Below are 23,488 nucleotides of genomic sequence, written 5' to 3'. Positions count from 1 at the left end.
AAGCGGGATTATAGGGCGATCGCACGCCTCGACGGTGTTCTGAGCCGGTTCCCGAAGACGAATTCCCCCACACCTACCTCCGCGGGCCACTCCAGACCCAGCGCGACGTCGACCGCCTCGCCGGGATCGATGGCTGGAACACACGCCGCGAGGCCCATCGCTGTGGCGGAGATGCACAGCATCTGCTGCAACGCCCCGACGTGGGTCAGGGTCAGGGAATAGGCGATTCCCCCGTACATCCATGACGACCTCGCAACCCGCGCGGTGATCGTGATCATAACAGGCGGCCACCCCGCGGCCCCGGAGCCGATCATGGCACTTTCCAGCATCGCGGCCATGTCCTCCGCCGACTCCCGCACCAGGGTGAGCGCGTGCTGCCGGGGGTCGTAGTGGTAGATGCCCCTCGGCAGACCCTCGGCTTCGTTGGCGCACAAGTACAACTCCAGCTCGTACAAGCCGTTGATGCTGAGGTACGGGCGGTCCGACACCTCGTACACGTGGTCCCCGCCCGCCGACGCGGGTGAGACCGAACGGACGCGTGCCGCGCGGAAGAGCAGCTCGCCGATCTGCTCGATGGTCACCGGACCGCGCATCTCCTGGCACAGCCGGGTGTTCTCCACGACGTCGACCAGCGGCGGGTCGCTGTCGGAGAGCACTTCCGCCCTCGGCTGGTGCAGCTCGTAGCGCGGACCGGTGCGCTGGGCCTTGACGAGCGCGGGCGCGGGCGAGGACTCCGCGTGCGGGAAGGTGACCCCGGTCAGCCCGCCGTGGCGGCCCATCCTGGTGCGGGCGTGGAAGAGCAGGTCGTGGTGGGACCACCGGGTGAGCGTGGGGTCGGCGTCCTCGGCGAACAGCGGAACGCGGCCGGGCTCGCGCTCGTGCCAGACGCCGAGCAGGACCACGCCGGTCGCGACGAGGTAGGCGGCGATGTCGGCGACGACGGCGCGGTCGATGTCGAGGGCGGTGGCCAGTTCGGTGACCGAGGTGGCCGCGCACATCGCCACCACGATCCGCGAGACGACCCTGCGGTGCAGCACCACCTGGAACCGCGCCAGCGGCGACTCCACCAGCAGGTCGCCGTCGCTGCTGCGCAGCGCGGCGAAGCGGGACAGCCGCAGCGGCAGCGACGGGTCCACGCGCACGGCGCGGAAGACCGCGTCCCGGGCGACCGGAACCACCGACAGCAGCGGCACCCCGCCTTCCGTCGTGCCGAGGGAGTGCACCACGGAGCCGCCGAGCTTGTCCAGGATCTCGTCCACCCTGGCCCGGTCCTCGGTGCGCGCCACGCCGCCGGTGACGACGTTGTCCAGGGAGATCGGGCCGAGGCTCATCCGGTGCAGCGACTCGCGGACCGCGCCCTCGGCGTCGCCCAGCTTGACCTCGCCCCAGCGGGTGACCACCACGACCTGGTCGTCCCCGGGATCGTCCTCGACAAGAACGTCCTCGGACAGCGACCACAACCGGACTCGCTGCGCGGGCCGGTCGGATTCGATGGACACTGCTGGCTCCGATCACTCTCTCCGCGCGCGTCTGGCGCGCCCCTGATGCGTCTTCCCGGTGCTACAAGAACACAGGCATGGGGTTCAACTCCGTGTAGCCGGTGGGGCTGTCGCGCAGTCCCACGCGGACGGGGACGTCGAAGAGGCGGCCGGGGCCGAAGCGCGCCCAGAAGTGCCGCAGGCCGGGGACGACGACCTTCACCACCGGCAGGCCGATGTCGGGACGGGTCTGGTCGAGCACCAGGACCTCCAGCCCGAGCGCCTCCAGCTTGCGCCGCACGGCGGTCACGTCGTCGAGCAGGTCGGCGGCGTGGTGGCGCGGGTAGTCGCGCGGGGTGCGCTGCGGCTGCGCGGGATCGGGGCGCAGGTAGGGCTGGTTGGCAAGAGTGGCCGTGCGCCACCAATGGACGGTGTCCGGGTCATCGATGCTGTAACCGCCGTCGGCACGGCGTTCCACCAGCATCGGCATCATCTGGTTCAGCTCTGTGAGCGCACGCCGAAGCGCGATGCCCGGATCGAGGTGTGAGCCGAATCCGAAGACGATGTCCTCGGTGTCGCCCGTCGTGCGACGCGATACCGCGGCCATCGTGGGAACACCGGTGTCGGTGGTGATGTCCAGGACCCAGACCTGCCTGCCGATCCCGGCGTAGACCTCGCGCAGCCGGTCGATCCACGGGTCGCCGAAGGCGTCGAGGTCCACCCCTGGCACGGAGAGCCGGTTGTACCACCAGATCGCGACGGCGTCGCGCTCGATCAGCTCCAGCATCCCCTGCAGCACCGCGTCCTCGACGCTGGACCCGGCGGCGTTGCCGTTGGAGTCGGCCGCGGCCACGTCCGAGCCCGGCGCGCCGTAGTAGAGCAGCGAGGTGGGCAGCAGGCGGTGCCGCTGCTCGGTGAGCGACCAGATCGGACTCCAGTCGCCGACGGCGGTCTCGGAGAAGGTCCCGCACACCCATTGGAAAGGTGAATGCTGACCGTTCCACTGAGCCCTGTCGCGGTACTGCCGCTCGTCGTAGAGCAGCACATCGTTCGGGTGAATAGCCTGCTCCCCCAAGCTCAGCAGGCTCCCCCGGACGCGCGCCTCGTCGCCGCGGAAGGTCGCCGAGTACCGCTCGACGGCCTCGCACAGCGCGCCGACCTCGGCGTCGGCGGCGGTCATGCCCTTGCCGCCGCTGCTGGTGCGCAGCGTCGAGCGCAGCGTGCGCAGGTCGCTGCCCGCGGCGGCGTTGGCCCCGGACCGGTAGGCGTTGAAGAAGTCCGGCCCGCGCGGGTCGCGCACGACCTCCTTGACGATGCCGGTCACCGGGCTGACCAGATGCCGGTAGGCGGCCATGGTCTGCTCGGCGGTCATGGCGCGGTAGCCGCCGCCGTGGCTGACCCGCGGGCGGCTGACCAGCTCGACCGGCTGGTGGCCCCTGGTCCGCACGACGTCGGGGTCGCCGCAGGTCGCGCACTGCGGCAGCACCGGCCGCGGGTGGTGCGTGCCGGTGAGGTCGAGGGTGTCGAGCACCCAGATCGCGCGCTGGTTGGGGTGGCGGTGGCCCGCCAGGTACTTGGTGGCCTCCATGGCCACGAGCTGGGCCGCGGCGCCGGTGCTCGGCGGGATCGCCACGACCGGGCTCGGCGCGGGGCCGGAGCGGCCGAGCGCGGTGACCGCGTGCTTCTCGGCGGGCCGGTTGTCCCAGAGCCGGGCGGCCAGGCAGTGCCAGCACCCCGGGGTGGACGGCTCGAACACCGGCCCGATCCACACCCGGGTGCCGACGACCTTGGCGGGCAGCCACGGCCGCCCGGCCGCGCGCTGCTCGGCGTCGATCCCGGCCAGGGCCGGGTCGAGGTAGTCGGCGCAGAGCACGACGGTGAGGTCGGCGTCGGCGACGCCGCCCTCGGTGTGCACCACGAGCCCGGCGGCCCGCAGCGCGCCCTCGGCGGCACTGCCGGCGGCGCCGTGGGCGGCACCGCCGTCAACACCGTCGAGGGCGATCAGCCGGACGGTGGAGCTCGCGGTCTGGACCTCCGCGATTCCACCGTCCAGGCCTGCCGCTTCCCAATACGCCGCCGCGCTGGAGTCCCCACCCCCGGGCCCGGACCGCAGCGAGATCAACCCCGCCGCGGTCAGCTTCGCCAGCACTCCGGCCGCCTTCTCCCTGCTGACCCCGACCGGCACCGAGGCAAGCACGCCTGCCACGTCGCGGGTGCCGTCGAGGAGGGCGACGACCGACTCGACCGCGGTGCCCTGGAGCACCGTGGTGTCGTGCTCGGAGAACAGGTAGGCGCCCTCCGTTGCCGACACCTCGGCCCGGATGTGCTGCTTGAAGCCGATCCGGGGAAGGTCCCCAGCGCCCGCGGCGGACATCACACGGTCCGCTCGTCCTGCGGGTCCGAACGGAAGGTCGCCGTGCAGTGGCAGGCACGGACCGAGTCCGAGGTCAGTCCGCTCCAGTAGTCGAAACGGTCGATCTCGACGTCCGCCGAATGGGCCTGTAACGCGACTCCGTCGAGGCCCAAGAACGCTAACTGCTCCTGAACTCGGTCCATCGTTGCGGTGCTCATGGTGACTCCCGTGGGTGGGTGAGGAATCAAAGTCTGTACGACGGAATTCTCAGTCTGGTGCAGGAACTGTAACCAGTGCAGGGCGCACCGAGGCCATGTGACTTTTTCATACCCTCTGACCTCGGTTTTCCCTGCTGAGCCGTGTCTGCGGCACTGTCGCAGGCACATCAATGCTGGGACCGTCGGATTGGTGGGAGGGCAACACCGCGGCCTGAATAGGAATCAGCCGGGGACCGTTCCTTCCGAATCTGGTTCGCCGTTTGGCGTTCTGGACCCAACCAGGTCCAGCCAGCCCGACCTTCGAGAGATACGGACGGGGGAGCGAGATGACAGTCGGGACCGCGACATCGGCACAAAAAACCGATCTTGCCGGGGAATTATGCACCGCGATGGTGGCGTCGGGCTTCGGGCCCTTCTACGCTACGCCGTGCGCGGTGATGTCACCGCTGTACGGCGCGGTCGAGCAGGGCCCCGGGGTGCTCACGGTGGCCCGCGAGGACAACGCGATCGGCATCGCCGCGGGCGCGGCGCTGACCGGTCACCTGCCGGTGGTGCTGATGCAGAACCACGGCATCGGCCCGTCGCTGGGCGCGATCGCCTCGCTGGTGATGCCCTACCGGACGCCGGTGCTGCTGGTCGTGCACGTGCGGACGGCCGACGGGGCGCCGCCCGCCGAGACCGTGCTGCTGTCCAAGATCACCCGTCCGCTGCTCGACGGCCTCGGCATGGCGGTGGTCGAGTACGACCCGGCCACGCCCGCCGCCGACCAGGTCGCCAGGGCGCTGGTCTCGGTCCGGGACAACCGGACGCCCACGGCGCTGCTGATGCCGCCGTCGGCACTGGAGACCGGGGGGCTCCCGGCATGAACCGCAACGCCGCGATCCGGGCCGTCATCTCGGCCACCACGGTCGAGCCGGTCATCTTCACCACGGAGGCGACCTGCCGGGTGGCCAGGATGATCTCCGACCGGCGCAACCACCTGTATCTCACCGCGGGCATGGGCATGGCGTCCTCGCTCGGCATCGGCGTGGCCATGCAGATCGGCAGGCCGACCGTCGTCGTGGACGCCTACGGCAGCCTCGCCCGCAACCCGATGGGCCTGATCACCGCGGGCTCGATGCCCGCCCTGCGCCTGGTGCACGTCGTGCTGGACGACGGACTCTTCGGCGCGGCCCAGGAGACCTCGTCGCCGTCGAGCCGGGCCGACATCGCCGCGCTCGCGGGCGCCGCCGGGTACGCCACGGTGGTGAGCACGGCGCGCGCGGACCGCTTCCTGGCCCTGCTGCGCGGCGAGCTGGCGACCGCGACCCGCCCGGTGCTGATCCGCTGCCTGCTCTCCGAACCGGACGAGTCCGGGAGCGCGGCGGGGCTGCGCGCGCTGGACCTGCCCGAGCACGCCCGGCGCTTCCGCGCCACCTTCGGGGATGCTCCCCCGATGCCCCGTTCCGCCTGATCCGGGCGGATCTCACCGATGACCACATGAATTGTTCACATGGTACGGCGGCTGGAATTCACACCCGCCGATGACGGCGACACTAGGCCCGCTCCGGCCCCGGCGAGAAGAATTCGCAGACGGGACCCCTGGGCCGACCGCACAGCTCCACCGGTTCCGCTGGATGGAGTGGGACCACGGAAACCCGGGTGAAAGGAAGCCACGATGGACGAGACGGTCGCGCGAGCGGTGGAGCGGGCAATCACCACCATGCGCGGTAACCTGTCGGACAAGGTCACGATCGACGACCTCGCGCGATCGGCGATGTTCAGCAAGTTCCACTTCTCCCGCGTGTTCCGCAAGATCACCGGGGTATCCCCAGGACGCTTCCTGTCGGCCATGCGGTTAGAGGAGGCGAAGCGGCTGCTGCTGTCGACCAACCTCACCGTCGCCGACATCAGCCACCAGGTCGGCTACAACAGCGTCGGCACGTTCAGCTCGCGCTTCCGCACCAGCGTCGGCGTCTCGCCGATCACCTACCGGCACACCCGCGGCGCCACCACGGAGATGCCCGCCATCGCGCGGGCGACGGAGACCCCGCGCCCGGTCGTGCGGGGCAACGTGTCCCTTCCGGAGGGTCACCCGGTCGGCATGGTGTTCGTCGGCCTGTTCCCGACCCCGATGCTGCAGGGCTCGCCGGTCCGCTGCGCCGTCCTGGACCGCCCCGGCCCGTACACGCTGCACGACGTGCCGACCGGCACCTGGCACGTGCTCGCGCACGCGGTGCCCGCGGGCGCCGAGGAGGCGCTGGCGGTCCGCCCGCTGGTGGGCGCGCACGGCCCCATCGCGATCCGCCCCGGCATCGCCGCGCGCCTGGCCGACCTGCGGCTGCACCCGATGCGCGTGTTCGACCCGCCGGTGCTCACCGCGCTGCTCGACCTGCGCTCGGCGGCCCTCGGCCGACTGCGCACGGCCCAGCAGCTCGCCGAGGCAGGCTGATCCTCCGACGCACAAGGCGCGGTCCCCCGGCTCCGGGTGGACCGCGCCTTTCCTTTGTGGAGTTTCCCGATGCCTACCCCGGACACGACGAAACCCGGCGTCCTTGGCAGGACGCCGGGTTCTCGGGACCGCTCAGTCGAAGGAGAAGCAGCGGAGGAAGTCCTCCAGCAGGGCGTCATCGCCGCTGTGGTGGAAGTCCTGCGCCGCGCGCAGGTCGTCGGCGCAGGCCATGCCGCTGACGATCGCCTTGTAGTGCTCGCCGGGCTCCATGCACAGCTGGGCCTCGGGCATGGGACCGTCGTTGACGGTGATCTGGCCGCCCGCCATCACACCGCAGACCACCATGTCGCCGACGGTCATCTGGAAGCTCATGGCCACGTCGGCGACCGCGTCGCCGCGGAAGCAGGAGCGCAGGGACATGACCAGGCCGTTGACGGTGAAGACCTCGTCGGGCCGCGGCGCGCTGAGCGAGCGGGCGCCCCAGCGGCCGAAGGCGCGCATGACCTCGTCCAGCTCCTGGCCGTAGTCGGTCAGCTCGTAGCGCACGACGCTCTCCTCCGTGGTGGAGGCGACCGCCTGCACGACCCCGAAGTGCTGCATCTCCTTGAGCCGCGCGCTGAGGATGTCCGGCGACAGCAGGGGAAGGCCCTCGCTCAGCTCCCCGAAGCGCTTCGGCCCGACGAGCAGGTCGCGGATGATCAGCATCCCCCACCGCTCTCCGACCATCTCGGCGGCGTTGGACAGCCCGCAGTACTGGCCGTAGGTGCGGCGGTTGAGGTGCTGGAGCTCGCTGATGATCCCGTCGATCGCGGCCGGGTCCATCATGGCCACGTCCGCCTGCCCGTCGAGCAGGTCGGCGTCCCCGGCGCCGCCGGTGGCCGCGGTGAGCTGAAACTTGTCCCCGGTGATCGTGACGCCCTGCCGGTCCACGACCAACTTCCATTTGCTCTCAGTCATGCCAGCGTCCAATCCTCTCGTCCGCATTCCCGGCGCGCAGGCGGACTGCGACCAGGCGCTTTGCTCCTCCATACTCCCGGCAGGACGGTTCCGGACGCATCTCCCCGATTGCCTCGGCCCATTTCCCACGCAGGTCGGAGGCCATTTCTGGGGCCACGACAACACATTCCCGCAGTGCGCGTGAGCCATTCACGGACAGACCATGACGTCGTCATAAATCGGACAGAACACTGTAGTCCGCTCCCTTGTTCACAATGGCGGGAGCGGTTCTCGCCGCGCGGATCAGTTGGCGTCGGCCAAATCGAGCCAGCGCTCGGCCAGGGCGATCCGCGCCGCCGTCGTCGCCCGCCAGTTCGGCTCCTGCACCCGGTGCGGCCCCGTCGCCAGGGAGAGGACGACCGCGGCCGTGCGGCGGGCCAGGGCCACGCCGTCCATCTCGGCGGTGAAGCGGTCGAGCAGCGCCACGCCGAGGCCGCCGACGGCGTCGGCGCGGTCCGGGTGGATCTCGGCGAGGACGCTGAGGTGGGCCAGCAGGCACGCGGCGTCGTCCAGGCGCTCGCCGCGGCCCGCGGTGTCGATGTCGAGCAGGCCGGTCACCACGCCGCCCGCGACGAGCAGTTGGCTCTCGTAGAAGTCGCCGTGGACGGCGGCGTCGGGTGCCTGCGGGGCGGTGTGGCCGACGGCGGCGGCCACCCGCTTGGCGCGGACCCCGATGCCGGGGTCGGCGGCGGCGATGACGGCGGCGTAGTGGTCGGCCTTCTGGCCCCAGGTGCGCCTGCGCGCCCCGGTGGCCAGTTCGGCGGGCAGGCTCGTCAGGGCGGCGGCGATGCTCTCCACCAGCGGACCGGGCTCGCGCAGCGGGTCGTCGGCGCCCGGCCGCACGATGTGGCGGCGCAGGGTCCGGCCGGGCAGGCCCGCCAGCACCACCAGGCCGTCCTCCGACCAGCCCAGCGGCGGCGGCACCGGGCACCCGGCGGCCAGCGCCACCCGGTGCCGCCGGTGCAGGCCGCGCGCCCGGTCGGGGCGCACCGCCTTGACGTAGAGCGTCCCTCCCGAGGTGTCCACCCGCACCACCGCGCGCCGCCGGGGCCGGTAGGCCACGACCCTGGTCGCCACTCCCCCGTCCGCGGGCCAGCCGATGCCCGCGCAGACCCGCCGCATCCGCTCCGGGTCGGCGGCGACCGCCAGTCCCGGCAGGTCGGGGTCGTTCGGGAAGCGCCACAGGCCCACCTCGCCGATGCGCACCACGCCCCGCGGCAGCGGCGAGGGCAGCGTCCGCGACGTCGCGCCGAGGACCTCGTCGGCGGTGGACCCGTCCGCCCGGCGCAGCCGCGCCGAGTAGCCGACGGTGGTGCCCCGGCCGGGCTGGTGGTCGACCTGGGTGGCGGTCCAGCCGAGCAGGTCCATGCCGGAGCCGCGCAGCGCGGCGGTGATCAGCTCACCCGCCGCCGGTCCGGTGAGCAGCGCCAGGTCGGAGGTCACCTCACCAGCATGACGGGTCGCCGACCGCGCCGCCGGAAGTCCCGCCGTTTCGCAACCCGTCGCAAGGCGTTGCAACAAGTGGGCCTTGCGAGGTGCCCGCTGACGTGATTATGTGCACCAGCCTGCCGCATCTCCCCTGCAAGGTCTTGCGAGCAGCGCCCCCTGGCAGTACCACCCTTGCAGCACGACGAGGAGGTCGGCATGGGTCGACGCCTGATGGCCGCGGTGACCGCTCTGCTGGTCGGGACCGGGGTGATCGTCCCGGCCGCGGGCATCGCCGCCGCGCAGGCCCCCGCCGCCGACCGGCTGGCCGTGGGCGCGGTCACCGACATCGGCGCGGGCACCCGCCCCGGAGACGCCGCCCTGGCCAGGGACGCGCTGCGCGGCGACCTGTCCGGCGAGCGGTTCTACTTCGTCATGCCGGATCGCTTCGCCAACGGCGACCGGGCCAACGACCGCGGCGGCTCGCCCTCGCGCGACCGGCTCGTGCACGGCTTCGACCCGGCCGACAAGAGCTTCTACCACGGCGGCGACCTCAAGGGCCTGCGCCAGAAGCTCGGCTACCTCGACGGCATGGGCGTCACCGCGATCTGGATGACGCCGATGTTCGCCAACCGCTGGGTGCAGGGCGAGGGCGCGGACGTCTCCGCGGGCTACCACGGCTACTGGACCACCGACTTCACCCGCTTCGACCCGCACTTCGGCACCACCCAGGACATGAAGGCGCTGATCGCCGACGCGCACCGCCTCGGCGTCAAGGTCTTCTTCGACATCGTCGCCAACCACACCGCCGACGTCATCGACTACGCCGAGAAGAAGTACGACTACATCGGCACCGGCGCCCAGCCCTACCTCGACGCCGAGGGCAACCCGGTCGACATCGCCGCCGCCGCGGGCCGCCCGGACTTCCCCGAGCTGGACCCGGCGACGTCCTTCCCCTACACCCCGGTCTTCGACAATGACGCCGACCGCACGGTGAAGGTGCCCTCCTGGCTCAACGACCCGGTGCTCTACCACAACCGCGGCGACTCGACCTTCAGCGGCGAGTCCACCGAGTACGGCGACTTCGTCGGCCTGGACGACCTGATGACCGAGCACCCGGTCGTGGTCGAGGGCATGAAGGACATCTTCACCTCCTGGATCGACACCCTCGACATCGACGGCTACCGCGTCGACACGGTCAAGCACGTCAACATGGAGTTCTGGCAGGCGTTGGCCCCGCACGTGAAGCGGTACGCGGCGAGCAAGGGCAACAAGGACTTCTTCGTCTTCGGCGAGGTCTTCAGCTCCGACACCAGCCTCACCTCCAGCTACACCACCACCGGCCAGATGCAGTCCACACTGGACTTCCCCTTCCAGTCCGGCGCGCTGAGCTTCCTGTCCGGCAAGGGCGCCGAGCGCCTCGGCGAGGTCCTGGTCGAGGACGACCGCTACACCGACGCCGACTCCAACGCCAACTCGCTGCCGACCTTCCTCGGCAACCACGACATGGGCCGCATCGCCTGGCAGATCCGCCAGGAGCGGCCAGGCATCACCGACGCCGAGCTGCTGGAGCGGCTGCGCCTGGGCAACGCGCTGATGTACTTCTGGCGCGGCAACCCGGTCGTCTACTACGGCGACGAGCAGGGCATGGCAGGCGGTGGCGGCGACAAGCTGGCGCGCCAGAGCATGTTCGCCAGCAAGACCCCGGAGTTCGCGGGCGAGACGTTCGTCGGCGCCGGCCGCACGGGCGCGCAGGACAACTTCCGGCCGCAGCACCCGCTCTACAAGCAGCTGGCCTCGCTGGCCGACTTCGTCGACCGCGACACCGTGTGGCGCACCGGCAACCAGGTGCTGCGCGTGGCCGACGGCGACCTGATCGCCTTCAGCCGCATCGACCGCAAGGACTTGCAGGAGTTCGTCGTGGTGGCCAACTCGGGCACCGAGGCGAAGTCGGTCGACGTGCCGGTGGCCGCGCGCAACCTGCGCTACGACACCGTGTTCCCGGCCAAGGGCGCGGGCCCGACGTCTTCGGCCGACGCCACGGTGCGCGTCGAGGTGCCGCCGATGTCGGTGCTGGTGCTGGAGTCGGTCAACCGCGTGCCGTCCGGGCAGGTCGTCCCGACGCTGGTAGCGCCCGCCACCGGCACCGTGCTCGACAAGCGCGTCGAGCTGCGCGCCGACGGCGTCACCGCGCCGTTCGCCCAGGCCACCTTCGCCGCGAAGGCGCAGGGCCAGGCCGACTGGACCGTGCTGGGCACCGACGACGCCGCGCCGTACCGGGTGGAGGTCGACGTCGCCGGGCTGCCGGGCGCGGCCGACGGCAAGCGCGTGGAGTTCCGCGTGGTGGTCAAGGACGGGCACGGCGCGCTCGGCGCCGACGGCGCGGCGATCGGCCTGGTGCCCGCGCCGCCGTCGGGGGGCCCGCAGACGGGCAGCCCGGACTGGCTGGTCGTGCACTACCGGCGTCCGGCGGGCGACTACGACGGCTGGACCCTGCACACCTGGGGCGACGTCGAGCAGCCGACCGAGTGGTCGGGCGGGCACCCGTTCTCCGGCGAGACCGCCTACGGCCGCTTCGCGTGGGTGAAGCTGAAGCCGGGCGCGCGCAGCGTGGGGACGGTCGTGCACAAGGGCGACGAGAAGGACGGCGGGGACCGGGTCATCGACCCGGCGCTCACCCCGCAGGTGTGGGTGGACCAAGGGGACCAGGCCACCCACCCGACCGAGGTCGCCGCGACCGGACGGGTCACCGTGCACTACCAGCGCGGTGACGGGGACTACTCGGGCGCGGCCGTCAAGGTCGCGGGGCAGCCCGACGTCCCGCTGTCCGGTCGCGACGGCTTCGGCGCGGTCGCCGAGGTGCCCGCCGACGCCCTGCCGCTGGAGTTCTCGGTGGTCAAGGGCGGCGCTGCGGTCGCGGCGGGCCGGGCGAACAGCGGTTCGGCGTGGGTGAAGGAGGACAAGGTCTTCGCCAGCCGTGCGGCGGCGGAGAACAGGGCCGTCATCCACTACCACCGCCCGGACGGCGACTACACCGACTGGGTCCTCTACCACTGGACGGGCTCGCTGAACCCGAGCCCCGGCTGGACCCAGTCCCGGCCCAAGGACGGCGAGGACGGATTCGGCATCTCCTGGTCGGTCGAGCTGGCGGAGGGCGCACCCGGACTCAGCAACATCATCCACAAGGGCGACACCAAGGACCCCGGCGCCGACCAGTTCCTCGACGTGGGCAGCACCGGGTACGAGGTGTGGTTCGTCTCGGGCTCGGCCCGCCAGGACGGACAGGCCTCCTACGTGCTGCCCTCCTCCAGCGCGCCCGCCGCCGACGCCGACCTCGGCCAAGCGAAGGCCGTGTGGGTGAGCAAGGACAAGCTGGTCTGGGACGTGCCGGTGGCCGCGACCGACGGCTACCACGTGCGCTACGACGCCGCGGGCGGCATCAAGCTGGAGAACGGCGCGGTCGTCGGCGGAAAGCACCTGCGGCTGGTCCCGGCCGGTCGCCTCTCCGGCGACCTCGCGGCGAAGTTCCCGCACCTGGCCGACAAGCCGGTGTTCGGCGTCCGCGACACCGACCGCATCGATGAGGCGCTGGGCGCGCAGCAGGCCGCCGTGCACGTCGACTCCGGCGGCGCGCTGCGCCACGCGACCGGCACGCAGATCGCGGGCGCGCTGGACGACCGCTACCGGGGCGCGACCGCGCTGGACTACCGGCCGACGGTGTCCGGGGCGAACGCCACGGCCCGGCTGTGGGCGCCCACGGCGACCTCGGTCAAGCTGCGCCTGTTCGGCACCGCCGCGCCCGCGGCGGACGCCGCTCCGGAGCAGGTCGTGGCGCTGACCCGCGACGCGGCGACCGGCGCGTGGTCGGGCACGGGCGCGTGGAAGGACCGCTACTACCAGTACGAGGTGAGCGGCTACTCGCCCACCGAGCGCAAGGTCCGCACCGTCGTGGTGACCGACCCGTACTCGGTGTCGCTGGCGGTCGGCTCCACCCACTCCCAGTTCGCCGACCTGGGAGCGGCGGCCCCCGGCGGCTGGTCCGGCGAGGTGGCCCGGGGTCTGGGCGCCGACCCGACCGAGCACGGGATCACCGAGCTGCACGTGCGCGACTTCTCCATCGGCGACGCCTCGGTGCCCGAGGCCGAGCGCGGCACGTACAAGGCGTTCACCCGCCGCGACTCGGTGGGCATGACCCACCTGCGCGACCTGGCCGAGGCGGGCCTGGACACCGTGCACCTGCTGCCGACCTTCGACATCGCCAGCATCCCCGAGCGCCGCGCCGAGCAGCGCACGCCGGACTGCGACCTGGCGGCGATGGCCCCGGACTCCGAGGAGCAGCAGGCGTGCGTGGACGCCGTCCGCGACGCCGACGGCTTCAACTGGGGCTACGACCCGCTGCACTTCGACGTGCCCGAGGGCTCCTACGCCACCGACGACGCCCAGTCCGGCCCGGCGCGCGTGCGCCAGTACCGGGAGATGGTGCAGGCGCTGCACGCCAACGGGAACAAGGTCGTCGTGGACGTGGTCTACAACCACACCACGTCCTCGGGTGACGCGGCGTCGTCGGTGCTGGACAAGGTCGTCCCCGGCTACTACCAGCGCCTGGACGCCAACGGCGCGATCGCCACCTCGACCTGCTGCGCCAACACCGCGCCCGAGAACGCGATGATGGGCAAGCTGGTCGTGGATTCGGTGGTGCACTGGGCCAAGACGTTCAAGGTCGACGGGTTCCGCTTCGACCTCATGGGCCACCACCCGAAGGCGAACATGCTCGCCGTGCGGGCCGCGCTGGACAAGCTCACCGTCGCCGCCGACGGCGTGGACGGGCGCAAGATCCGCGTCTACGGCGAGGGCTGGAACTTCGGCGAGGTCGCCGACGACGCCCGCTTCGAGCAGGCCACGCAGGCGAACATGGCGGGCACGGGCATCGGCACCTTCAGCGACCGCCAGCGCGACGCCGTGCGCGGCGGCGGGCCCTTCGACACCGACCCGCGCGTGCAGGGCCTGGCCTCCGGTCTGGCGGGCGACCCCAACGGCGCTCCGGCCAACGGCACGCCGAGCGAGCAGCGGTCCCGGCTGGTCAACTACACCGACCTGGTGAAGCTGGGCATGGCGGGCAACCTGGCCGACTACCGCTTCGACGGCACCGGCGGCTCCCCGGTCACCGGCCGCGAGGTCGACTACAACGGCTCCCCCGCCGGCTACGCCGCCCAGCCGGGCGAGATCGTCAACTACTCCGACGCGCACGACAACGAGACGCTCTACGACGCGCTGGCGATGAAGCTGCCCCAGGGCACCGCGATGGCCGACCGGGTGCGGATGCAGAAGATCGCGCACGCCCCGGTGGTCCTCGGCCAGGGCCAGCCGTTCCTGCACGCGGGCGCGGAGTTCCTGCGCTCGAAGTCGCTGGACCGCAACAGCTACAACTCCGGCGACTGGTTCAACCGCTACGACCCGACGCTGACCGACAACGGCTTCGGGCGCGGACTGGCGCACGCCGTCGACAACCGCGACAAGTGGCCCTTCCACGGCCCGCTGCTGGCCGACCCGGCCCTCAAGCCCGCCCGCGAGCACATGCGGACGGCGGTGGACGACACGCTGGAGCTGTTCGGCCTGCGCGCGTCCTCCCCGCTGTTCACCCTCGGCGACGCGGACGCGATCCAGACCAAGCTCTCGTTCCCGCCCGCCGAGGCCGGGGTGGTGGTCGCGCACCTGGACGACACGGCGGGCGCCGACGTCGACCCGGCCAGGGACGGCCTGCTGGTGGTCGTCAACCCGTATCCGCAGGCCAGGACCGTCACCGCCCCGGCGTCGGGCTGGAGCGCCCACCCCCTGTCGGCCGACGCGGCCGAGGCGAGCATCGACGGTGTGTCGGTGACCGTCCCGGCCAGGTCAGTGGTGGTTCTGAGCAGGTAGCACCGCACGAGAGAAGGCCGCGCCCCCGCCCGGGTGCGGCCTTCTCTCGCGTTTGACCTGGGGCCGCTCTTCCTACGACCGCACCAGCCTGGCGATCGCCGCTGACGCCTCCTTGACCTTCTGGTCGGCCTCCGGGCCGCCCGCGGCGGCGGCGTGCACGACGCAGGTGGCCAGGTGCTCGTCGAGGAGTTCGAGGGAGAAGGACTGCAGCGCCTTCGTGGCGGCCGACACCTGGGTCAGGATGTCGATGCAGTACTTGTCCTCCTGGACCATCCGCTGAAGCCCGCGGACCTGCCCTTCGATGCGTCGGAGTCTTTTCAGGTAGGCGTCTCGGTTGTCGTTGTCGATGGCCACGGCCGTTCCTCCTAGGGTCCCACCAGCAAGGATACCGTGGTGGGGTACCTCGGGCGGGCCGCAGGCGGGTGACCACGCTCCGTGATTGTTCCCGCGTCCAACAATCATTGGTCTAGACCTTGACTCGTCCAGACCACTCCTGGTTCAGTAGCCGGGAGGCCTCTCCTGCGTACCCCTGCTCACGACAGGAGCCAACACATGTCCCGAAAGCTGGCCGCGTACCTGCTCGCGGCGGCCACCGCGATAGCGGTCGTGATCCCCATGTCCACATCCGCTTCCGCCGCGTCCTGCGTCGCGGGCTGGAGTTCGGGCACCGTCTACACCGGAGGCCAGACCGCCTCCCACAACGGCCGCAACTGGGCCGCGAAGTGGTGGACCCAGGGCGAGACCCCCGGTTCCTCCGACGTGTGGGCCGATCGAGGCGCCTGCGACGGCGGCGGGACGACTCCCCCGCCAGGCAACACCTGCAACGCCCCCAACTGGGTCGCGGGCCAGTTCTACCGCGCGGGCGCCATCGTCAAGTACACCGACGGCCGCTACTACATCGCCGAGCACGACAACCCGGGCTACGACCCGGTGATCAGCACCTGGTACTGGAACCCGCACACCTGCGGCGGCACCAACCCGCCGCAGCCCGGCGGCTTCGTCGTCAGCGAATCCCAGTTCAACCAGATGTTCCCCAGCCGCAACCCCTTCTACACCTACGCGGGCCTGACCGCCGCCCTCAGCTCCTACCCCGGCTTCGCCAACACCGGCTCCGACACCATCAAGCGCCAGGAAGCCGCCGCGTTCCTCGCCAACGCCTATCACGAGACCGGCGGCCTGGTGCACATTGTGGAGCAGAACCAGAACAACTACCCCCACTACTGCGACCCCGGCCAGCCCTACGGCTGCCCCGCGGGCCAAGCCGCCTACTACGGCCGCGGCCCGATCCAGCTCAGCTGGAACTTCAACTACAAGGCAGCAGGCGACGCCCTCGGCCTCCCCTTGCTGACCAACCCCTGGCTGGTCCAGCAGGACCCGGCAGTCGCCTGGCGAACCGCCCTCTGGTACTGGAACACCCAACGCGGCCCCGGCACCATGACCCCCCACGACGCCATGATCAACAGCCGCGGCTTCGGCGAGACGATCCGCAGCATCAACGGCTCCATCGAATGCAACGGCGGCAACCCCGCCCAGGTCCAGAGCCGAGTCACCCGCTACCAGCAGTTCACCTCAATCCTGGGCGTCAGCCCGGGCGGCAACCTGTACTGCTGACCCCCTCCCCCACAGCGGCCTCGTCCCCAGGACGGGGCCGCTGTTCCGCACCGGCCACAGCTCCCACCCACCCTCCCGACGCCAGACCCGCCTTCGAGCAGAGCCGGTGGCGCCACGCCTCGCCCGCGGCACCACCGGCTCATGCCCGGACGGCCGACCGGCACCGTCCCCGGTCAACCCCACTCCGGGTCACCACACGTCGCCCCCGGCCTCGACCACCGCACGACCTCTCCCCCAGAGTCGCGCGCGCGGCCACCCGCGTTAGGGCGAACCGCGAAACCGGAAACCCCGGGAGGGCCTGCGCGGCCCCGGCCCGCCGTAAGAGCCGGGGACGCGCAGGGGATCACGTGCCCGAGTCGCGCGCCGCGGCGTAGCGCGAGCGCACCTCGGGCGTGGGGTCGGCCTCATGGCGGGTCGTTCCCGCCAGGTGCCATGAGGGTGGGGTCGGGCCGCCCGCGAGGCACCAAGCTGCCTGGCGGGCGGCCCCGTCCGCGGCGTACTCGCCGGGTTCGGGGACCAGGACGGGACGGCCGAACACGGCGGGGGCGATCTCGCGGACCGCTCGGGAGCGGGCGCCGCCGCCGACCAGGATGACCCGGTCGGCGCGGGCGCCCGCGGCGACCAGGGCGTCAACGCCGTCGGCCAGGCCGCAGAGGACGCCTTCGACGGCGGCTCTGGCGAGGTTGGCCGGGGTGGTGCTGGTGAGGGTGAGTCCGTGCAGGGTGCCGGTGGCGTCGGGGCGGTTGGGGGTGCGCTCGCCCTGCAGGTACGGGATGAACACGACGCCGCCCGCGCCCGGGTCGGCCGAGAGCGCCAGGTCGCCGAGGCGGTCCAGGGACACGCCGAGGAGGGTCGCCGTCGTGGTCAGCACCAAGGCGGCGTTGAGGGTGCAGACCAGCGGCAGGTAGGCGCCCGCCGCGTCGGCGAAGCCCGCGACCAGGCCGGACGCGTCGGCGGCCGGGGTCGAGCTGGGGGTGAACGCCGTGCCCGACGTGCCGATCGAGACCACCACGTCGCCTTGGGCCGCTCCCACGCCGAGGGCCACGGCGGCGTTGTCGCCCGCGCCCGGCCCCAGCTGCGTGCGGCCGAACGCGCCGACGGTCTCGCTCGGACCGGCGACGCGCGGCAGGGCCGCCCGGTGTCCGAGCGCGGCTTCCAGCAGGTCGAGCCGGTACTCCCCGGTCGCGGGCGAGTAGTAGCCGGTGCCGCTGGCGTCGCTGCGGTCGGTGGTCAGCTCGCCGCGGCCGAGCTGCCAGGTCAGCCAGTCGTGCGGCAGCGCGACCGAGGCGGTGCGCGCGGCGTTCTGCGGCTCGTGGGCGGCCAGCCAGCGCAGCTTGGAGACCGTCAGCGAGGCCATCGGCACGGTGCCGACCGCGTCGGCCCAGGCGCGCGGGCCGCCGAGTTCGGACACCAGGTCGGCCGCCGCTGCCGCCGACCTGGTGTCGTTCCACAGCAGCGCGTCCCGCACGACCGCGCCCCTGTCGTCCAGGCAGACCATGCCGTGCTGCTGGCCGCCGACCGACAGCGCCGCGACGTCGTCGAGCCCGCCCGCCGCCTGAACCGCCGCGGTGAGCGCGGTCAGCCAGTGGGCGGGGTCGACCGCGGTGCCGTCGGGGTGCGGGGCCGACCCGGACCGCACCAGCGCGCCGGTCTCCGCGTCGCGGACGACCACCTTGCACGACTGGGTGGAGGAGTCGACTCCCGCGACGAGGGTCATGCCCGCGCCCCGAGCAGGTGCTCGACGGCGAGCTGGTTGAGCGCGACGAAGCCGTAGCCGCGCTCGGCGGCCTTGTCGGCGTCGAAGTCCTCGAAGGCGGCCCGGTCGGCGAGCAGGTCGGCCAGGGACTCGCCCGCGCCGAGGGTCGGGGCGCGCAGCTCGTCCAGGCCGGAGACCGCGAGCGCCTCCTGCACGCGCGGGTCGGCCCGGAAGGCCTGGGCGCGCTCGCGCAGCAGCAGGTAGGTGCTCATGTTGGCCGCCGCGCTGGCCCAGACGCCCGCGCCGTCCTCGGTGCGCGCCGGCTTGTAGTCGAAGTGGCGCGGGCCGGTGTAGCCGCCGTGCTCCAGCAGGTCGACCAGGAAGAACGCGGAGAGCAGGTCGCCGTGGCCGAAGACCATGTCCTGGTCGAAGCGCGGCCCCTTCTGCCCGTTGAGGTCGATGTGGAAGAGCTTGCCCGCCCACAGCGCCTGCGCGACGCCGTGCACGAAGTTCAGGCCCGCCATCTGCTCGTGCCCGACCTCGGGGTTCACCCCGACGATGTCGCCGTGCTCCAGCTCGGCGATGAACGCCAGCGCGTGGCCGATGGTGGGCAGGAAGATGTCGCCGCGCGGCTCGTTGGGCTTGGGCTCCAGCGCCAGGCGCAGGTCGTAGCCCTTCTCCTTGACGTAGGCGGCGACGGTGTCGATGCCCTCCCGGTACCGGTCGAGGGCGGCGGCGACATCCTTGGCCGCGTCGCTCTCGCTGCCCTCGCGACCGCCCCAGAGCACGTAGGTCGACGCGCCCAACTCGGCGGCCAGGTCGACGTTGCGCAGGACCTTGCGCAGGGCGTAACGGCGGATGGAGCGGTCGTTGTTGGTGAAGCCGCCGTCCTTGAACACCGGGTGGGTGAACAGGTTCGTCGTGGCCATGGGCACGACGATGCCGGTCTCCTCCAGCGCGGCCTTGAACCCGCTGACCGTGTCGGCGCGCGCGGCGTCGTCGGAGCCGAAGGGGATCAGGTCGTCGTCGTGGAAGGTGACCCCCCACGCGCCCAGCTCGGCGAGCCGGTGCACGGACTCGACCGGGTCGATGGCGGGCCGGGTGGCGTCGCCGAACGGGTCGGCCGCCCGCCAGCCCACCGTCCACAGGCCGAAGCTGAAGCGGTCCGCCTTGGTCGGCTGCGGTGCCACGGGAGCCTCCTCGGATATTTTGGTTCGGCCACTGAACTTAATCGCGTGCCCGGCCCCCGTCAAGCACTAGAGTCACCGGCGTGCAGCCGACCTCACCAGCGGGCAACAGCGACGTGCGCAGGCACAACACGGCCATCGTCCTCGCCGAGGCCACCCGAGGACCCGGCCGCTCGCGCGCGGAGATCGCCGCGGCGACCGGCCTGGCCAAGGCCACCGTCTCCAGCCTCGTCGACCGGCTGGTCGCCGCCCGCCTGCTGGACGAGACCGGGCCCCAGTCCGCCACCGGGCGGGGCAGGCGCGGCACCGCCCTGATCCCGTCACCCCGCGGACCGCACGGCCTCGGCGTGGAGATCGGCGTCGACTACATCGCCACCTGCCTGGTCGACCCGACGGGCGGCGAACACGCCCACCGCGTCCACCCCGCCGACAACCGCGACCGCGCCCCGGCCGACGTCCTCGCCTCGGTCTCCGCCGCGATCACCGATGCCGAGTCCGACGCGGCCCGCCGGGAGGCCCCCATCGGGGGGCTGGCCGTCGCCGTGCCCGGCCTGGTGGACCACGACACCGGCATCGTCCGCGCCGCACCGAACCTCAATTGGTCCGATGTGGACGTGCCGGCCGCCTTGGGGCGCCAGGCACTGGTGGACAACGAGGCGAACCTCGCCGCCGTCGGCGAACTGACCGTCGGACTGGACACCCGCGACTTCCTCCTGGTCTCCGCCGAGATCGGCGTGGGCGCGGGTCTGGTCCTGGACGGCCAGGTGCGCCGGGGGACCAACGGATTCAGCGGCGAGATCGGCCATGCCTGTGTGGACGCCGCCGGGCCGCTCTGCTCCTGCGGCGCACGAGGCTGCCTGGAACGGATGGCGGGCCCCGCCGCGATCCTGGCCGACGCGGGCGTGCGGACGCGCGCCCCACTGGACCTGGCGATCACCGAACTGGTCGACCGACTGTCCACAGGAGATGCCCGCGCCGTGGCGGCCGTCGCTTCGGCGGGCACCCGACTGGGCCTGGCCCTCGCGGGCGCAGTGAACGTGCTGGATGTTCCGGTGGTGGTGCTGGGCGGCGGCTACGCCAAGCTGCACCCCTGGCTGGCCGAGTCGGTGGCGGCGGAGCTGACCTCCCGCGTGGTGGCGAACCGCTGGTCCCCCACCCGCGTGGTCCCCTCAGCCCTCGGCGCCAAGGCCGCCGTCCGCGGCGCGGGCCAAGCCGCCCTCCACCAGATCCTCGGCGACCCGGACACCTACATCCGCGGCATCCTCCACTAGGTCCACACCATGCGGTCCACACCATGCAGTCCACACCATGCAGTCCACACCGTGCAGTCCACACCGTGCGGAAACGACCGAGGACCGACACGCACCTCGACCCTAGAAGCGACCCCGGCCCTCAAGGAAGTCCGCCAGCAGCTTGTCCACAGCGACCATCCCGGCAGCCCCCTCCACCGCCAGCGGCGCGGCCACGACCTCCCACCCCGCGATCCGCCCGGTCACGGCCTGCACTCCCCCACCCCGGCGCGACACCGGCGGCAGCGCGGCGTCCTGCGCCTTGCCCACAGCCTCATACACCGCCCGCATGACCGTCCCGTGGATCGACACCGCGACGCCGTCCAGCAGCCACCCCCGCACCTCTCCCGGCACCTCGACAAGCTCGAACCGCACCACGTGCCCGGAGCCCAGCGTCACCCGACGGGCCCTGGGCAGCTTCTCCACCCGTTCCAGCGGCAGCGGCACGGGCAGCACCGACGCCGCGTAAGCCGAGACGGGGAACTCCCGGACAGCCCTGTCGACCCTGTCCACACGGTCGGGATCGGTCGTCTCGGCCTCCCGTCGCTGCAGGTCGTACCGCGCCAGGAGATGCGCCTGCCGGGCAGCTTGATCCAGTGGCGCGTCCGCACCCATCGACATGGTCCACATCGTACTTCCACCCGGTCGGGTTAATCGCAGTGCGGGCACCTGTCCGAGGTCGGACGATGTTGGGAACCGGACGCGAGGAGCCGACCATGATCCAGGATTTGGCCCGCCGGTGGCCGCTCGTCACCGCCCGTGGAGCGGTGGCGATCCTGTTCGGGGTGATCGCGCTCGTCTGGCCCGGGGTCACCCTGCTCACGCTCGTGCTGCTCTGGGCCGCCTACACCGTGGCCGACGGGGTGATCGCGCTCGTCGTCGCGGCGCGGGGGGCGACCGACCACCGGGTGGCGATGGGGCTGGTCGGGCTGCTGGGCGTCGGGGCGGGGCTGGTCGCGTTCCTCTGGCCCGGCATCACCGCGCTCGTGCTCCTCGTGGTCATCGCGGCATGGGCGATCACCGTGGGGGTGCTCCAGGTGGTCGCCGCCGTCCGGCTGCGCAAGACGATCACCGACGAGTGGTTCCTCGCGGTCAGCGGCCTGCTCGCCATCGCACTCGGGGTGCTGCTGCTCTTCCGGCCCGAGGACGGCGCCGTGGCGCTGGTCGTGACGATCGCGATGTTCGCCCTGCTGTGGGGCGTGGCCCTCGTGCTCTTCGGGCTCCGGCTGCGCAAGGTCAACCGCGACGGAGTGTACGCACCCTGAGCAATTTTACCCACTGGGCACATTGATGTGGCCGACTGCGTGATCGCCTGGCTACAGTGGGTGGTGAGGGTCAATCACCACTGACGAGTAGGGGAACCTCACATGACTGGGGCGACAGCCACCCAGCAGGAAGCCACCCAGCAGGAAGCCACTCAGCAGGAAGCCACCCAGCAGGCAGCCGCCCGACAGGAACCAGCCCACACCGAGCAGGCCTCGTTCCGGCTCCCGCTCCCGAGCGGGTTCTTCCAGCGCCGCAACCCCTTCGACCCGGCCGCCGCGCTCATGGAGCAGGCCGGGCGCGGGCCCGTCAACAAGATCGAGTACGCGGGCAAGACCACCTGGCTCGTCACCGGGCACGCCGAGGCGCGGGCCGTGCTCAGCGACACCCGCTTCAGCTCCGACTTCCGCAGGCTCGTCGCCCGCATGGACAAACTCACCGACGAGCAGCGCGCCGAGTTCACCTCGCGCAAGTCCACCGCGGGCTCGTTCATCTCCATGGACCCGCCCGAGCACACCCGCTACCGCAAGCTGCTGACCGGCCAGTTCACCGTCCGGCGCATGCGGGCGCTGGAACCGCGCGTCGAGAAGATCGTCGACGACCACATCGACGCCATGCTCGCCGCGGGCACATCCGCCGACCTGGTGCCCGCCTTCGCGCTGCCGGTGCCGTCGCTGGTGATCTGCGAGCTGCTCGGCGTGCCGTACGAGTCCCGCGAGGAGTTCCAGGAGACGACGGCGACGCTGCTGCGCCTCGACGTCGGCTTCGACGAGGTGATGCGCCAGCGCACGCGGCTCCAGGAGTTCATGCGCGGCCTGATCACCGCCAAGCGCGCCGAACCGGGCGAGGACCTGCTCTCCGGGCTGATCACCGACTCCGACCTCACCGACGACGAGCTGGTCAACATCGCCAACCTGCTGCTCATCGCCGGGCACGAGACCACGGCCAACATGCTCGCCCTCGGCACGTTCGCGCTGCTGGAGCACCCCGACGAGCTGGCCGCGCTGCGCCGCGACCCGGGCCTGGCCGACCGCGCCGTCGAGGAACTGCTGCGGCACCTGTCGATCATCCACGCGGGTCCGACCCGCACCGCCACCGAGGACATCGAGGTCGGCGGCACCCGCATCCCCGCGGGCTCGGCGGTGATGGTCTGCGTGCCGACGGCCAACCGCGACGAGGGGCACTGGCCGGACCCGGACGTGCTCGACCTCTCCCGCGAGCGCGGCCCGCACCTGGCCTTCGGACACGGCGTGCACCAGTGCCTCGGCCAGCAGCTGGCCAGGGTCGAGATGACGATCGGCTTCACCAGGCTGCTGGCGAGGCTGCCCGGCCTGCGCCTGGACACCGCGGCCTCCGCCGTGCCGCTGCGCACCGACATGGGGATCTACGGGGTCCACAGCCTCCCGGTCGCCTGGGACGCGCGATGAGCGTCAGGGCGGACGCGGACATCTGCATCGGAGCGGGCCTGTGCGCCCTGCGCGCCCCCCGGGTGTTCGATCAGGACGAGAACGACGGCACCGTGGTGCTTCTGGAGCAACCGGACGCGGCCGATCTTCCCGCTGTGCGGGAAGCCGTGGACCAATGTCCCTCGGGGGCGATCGGGCTCGACGCCGGTTGACCTACGA

At 72.0% G+C, this 23,488-nt stretch carries 18 protein-coding genes; 9 read left to right on the top strand and 9 right to left on the bottom strand.

Going from position 1 to position 23,488, the window contains the following annotated elements:
• Nucleotides 1-8: 8 nt before the first annotated feature.
• The 3 genes from ACFPM7_RS13770 to ACFPM7_RS13760 all read right to left on the bottom strand — a co-directional run bounded on the left by ACFPM7_RS13770 (nucleotide 9) and on the right by ACFPM7_RS13760 (nucleotide 4,049).
• A complete protein-coding gene (locus tag ACFPM7_RS13770) occupies nucleotides 9-1,499 on the bottom strand; it encodes a SagB family peptide dehydrogenase (protein ID WP_378247750.1) in 1,491 nt (496 codons plus the stop codon).
• 61 nt (nucleotides 1,500-1,560) lie between these two features.
• Nucleotides 1,561-3,852, bottom strand: coding sequence for a TOMM precursor leader peptide-binding protein (locus tag ACFPM7_RS13765; RefSeq protein WP_378247748.1), 2,292 nt, complete (start codon nucleotides 3,850-3,852; stop codon nucleotides 1,561-1,563).
• Nucleotides 3,852-4,049, bottom strand: a complete 198-nt coding sequence (locus ACFPM7_RS13760) for a hypothetical protein (RefSeq protein WP_378247746.1) — start codon at nucleotides 4,047-4,049, stop codon at nucleotides 3,852-3,854. The genes ACFPM7_RS13765 and ACFPM7_RS13760 overlap by 1 nt, the downstream gene beginning before the upstream one ends.
• 434 nt (nucleotides 4,050-4,483) lie before the next feature.
• Here ACFPM7_RS13760 and ACFPM7_RS13755 point away from each other — a divergent pair, with 434 nt between their 5' ends.
• The 3 genes from ACFPM7_RS13755 to ACFPM7_RS13745 all read left to right on the top strand — a co-directional run bounded on the left by ACFPM7_RS13755 (nucleotide 4,484) and on the right by ACFPM7_RS13745 (nucleotide 6,480).
• Nucleotides 4,484-4,915: a hypothetical protein gene (locus tag ACFPM7_RS13755; RefSeq protein WP_378247744.1), complete on the top strand. Its 432-nt coding sequence runs from the start codon at nucleotides 4,484-4,486 to the stop codon at nucleotides 4,913-4,915.
• Nucleotides 4,912-5,502: a thiamine pyrophosphate-dependent enzyme gene (locus ACFPM7_RS13750; protein ID WP_378247742.1), complete on the top strand. Its 591-nt coding sequence runs from the start codon at nucleotides 4,912-4,914 to the stop codon at nucleotides 5,500-5,502. Before ACFPM7_RS13755 ends, ACFPM7_RS13750 begins: the two co-directional genes overlap by 4 nt.
• Nucleotides 5,503-5,706: 204 nt before the next feature.
• A complete protein-coding gene (locus ACFPM7_RS13745) occupies nucleotides 5,707-6,480 on the top strand; it encodes a helix-turn-helix transcriptional regulator (RefSeq protein ID WP_378247740.1) in 774 nt (257 codons plus the stop codon).
• Nucleotides 6,481-6,612: 132 nt separating this feature from the next.
• On the opposite strand, the gene ACFPM7_RS13740 is transcribed toward ACFPM7_RS13745, so the two are convergent.
• Both ACFPM7_RS13740 and ACFPM7_RS13735 read right to left on the bottom strand, forming a co-directional pair.
• Nucleotides 6,613-7,437: a winged helix-turn-helix transcriptional regulator gene (locus ACFPM7_RS13740; protein ID WP_378247738.1), complete on the bottom strand. Its 825-nt coding sequence runs from the start codon at nucleotides 7,435-7,437 to the stop codon at nucleotides 6,613-6,615.
• Between the two features lie 282 nt (nucleotides 7,438-7,719).
• Nucleotides 7,720-8,919 (bottom strand): phosphotransferase, encoded by a 1,200-nt coding sequence (locus ACFPM7_RS13735; RefSeq protein WP_378247737.1) that lies wholly within the window; start codon nucleotides 8,917-8,919, stop codon nucleotides 7,720-7,722.
• 201 nt (nucleotides 8,920-9,120) lie between these two features.
• Here ACFPM7_RS13735 and pulA point away from each other — a divergent pair, with 201 nt between their 5' ends.
• A complete protein-coding gene (gene pulA / locus ACFPM7_RS13730; RefSeq protein WP_378247735.1) occupies nucleotides 9,121-14,817 on the top strand; it encodes a pullulanase-type alpha-1,6-glucosidase in 5,697 nt (1,898 codons plus the stop codon).
• Nucleotides 14,818-14,889: 72 nt separating this feature from the next.
• On the opposite strand, the gene ACFPM7_RS13725 is transcribed toward pulA, so the two are convergent.
• Entirely contained in the window at nucleotides 14,890-15,171 is a 282-nt protein-coding gene (locus ACFPM7_RS13725; RefSeq protein ID WP_378247733.1) for a metal-sensitive transcriptional regulator, read from the bottom strand.
• A 198-nt stretch (nucleotides 15,172-15,369) separates the two neighbouring features.
• On the opposite strand from ACFPM7_RS13725, the gene ACFPM7_RS13720 reads away from it, so the two are divergent.
• A complete protein-coding gene (locus ACFPM7_RS13720) occupies nucleotides 15,370-16,428 on the top strand; it encodes a glycoside hydrolase family 19 protein (protein WP_378247731.1) in 1,059 nt (352 codons plus the stop codon).
• Between the two features lie 343 nt (nucleotides 16,429-16,771).
• On the opposite strand, the gene xylB is transcribed toward ACFPM7_RS13720, so the two are convergent.
• Nucleotides 16,772-18,145 (bottom strand): xylulokinase, encoded by a 1,374-nt coding sequence (xylB, locus tag ACFPM7_RS13715; protein ID WP_378247729.1) that lies wholly within the window; start codon nucleotides 18,143-18,145, stop codon nucleotides 16,772-16,774.
• Nucleotides 18,142-19,314, bottom strand: coding sequence for a xylose isomerase (gene xylA / locus ACFPM7_RS13710; RefSeq protein WP_378247727.1), 1,173 nt, complete (start codon nucleotides 19,312-19,314; stop codon nucleotides 18,142-18,144). Before xylA ends, xylB begins: the two co-directional genes overlap by 4 nt.
• Nucleotides 19,315-19,394: 80 nt before the next feature.
• Here xylA and ACFPM7_RS13705 point away from each other — a divergent pair, with 80 nt between their 5' ends.
• A complete protein-coding gene (locus ACFPM7_RS13705) occupies nucleotides 19,395-20,582 on the top strand; it encodes an ROK family transcriptional regulator (RefSeq protein ID WP_378247725.1) in 1,188 nt (395 codons plus the stop codon).
• A 102-nt stretch (nucleotides 20,583-20,684) separates the two neighbouring features.
• On the opposite strand, the gene ACFPM7_RS13700 is transcribed toward ACFPM7_RS13705, so the two are convergent.
• Nucleotides 20,685-21,221 carry a hypothetical protein gene (locus tag ACFPM7_RS13700; RefSeq protein WP_378247723.1) on the bottom strand — a complete coding sequence of 179 codons (537 nt, stop codon included), beginning with the start codon at nucleotides 21,219-21,221 and terminating at the stop codon, nucleotides 20,685-20,687.
• A 95-nt stretch (nucleotides 21,222-21,316) separates the two neighbouring features.
• Here ACFPM7_RS13700 and ACFPM7_RS13695 point away from each other — a divergent pair, with 95 nt between their 5' ends.
• From ACFPM7_RS13695 to ACFPM7_RS13685, 3 genes are all read left to right on the top strand, one after another.
• The gene (locus ACFPM7_RS13695; RefSeq protein WP_378247721.1) at nucleotides 21,317-21,865 is read left to right on the top strand and encodes an HdeD family acid-resistance protein; all 549 of its coding nucleotides are present in this window, start codon (nucleotides 21,317-21,319) and stop codon (nucleotides 21,863-21,865) included.
• A 102-nt stretch (nucleotides 21,866-21,967) separates the two neighbouring features.
• Nucleotides 21,968-23,290, top strand: a complete 1,323-nt coding sequence (locus ACFPM7_RS13690; RefSeq protein ID WP_378247719.1) for a cytochrome P450 — start codon at nucleotides 21,968-21,970, stop codon at nucleotides 23,288-23,290.
• A complete protein-coding gene (locus tag ACFPM7_RS13685) occupies nucleotides 23,287-23,481 on the top strand; it encodes a ferredoxin (protein ID WP_378247717.1) in 195 nt (64 codons plus the stop codon). Before ACFPM7_RS13690 ends, ACFPM7_RS13685 begins: the two co-directional genes overlap by 4 nt.
• The last annotated feature ends 7 nt before the right edge of the window (nucleotides 23,482-23,488 follow it).

Origin of the sequence: Actinokineospora guangxiensis (assembly GCF_042657845.1) — a bacterium.
In the GTDB taxonomy this organism is placed as follows: Bacteria; Actinomycetota; Actinomycetes; order Mycobacteriales; family Pseudonocardiaceae; genus Actinokineospora; species Actinokineospora guangxiensis.
The sequence above is the reverse complement of the archived record's forward strand: the minus strand, read 5'-3'. Positions and strand labels throughout refer to the sequence as shown.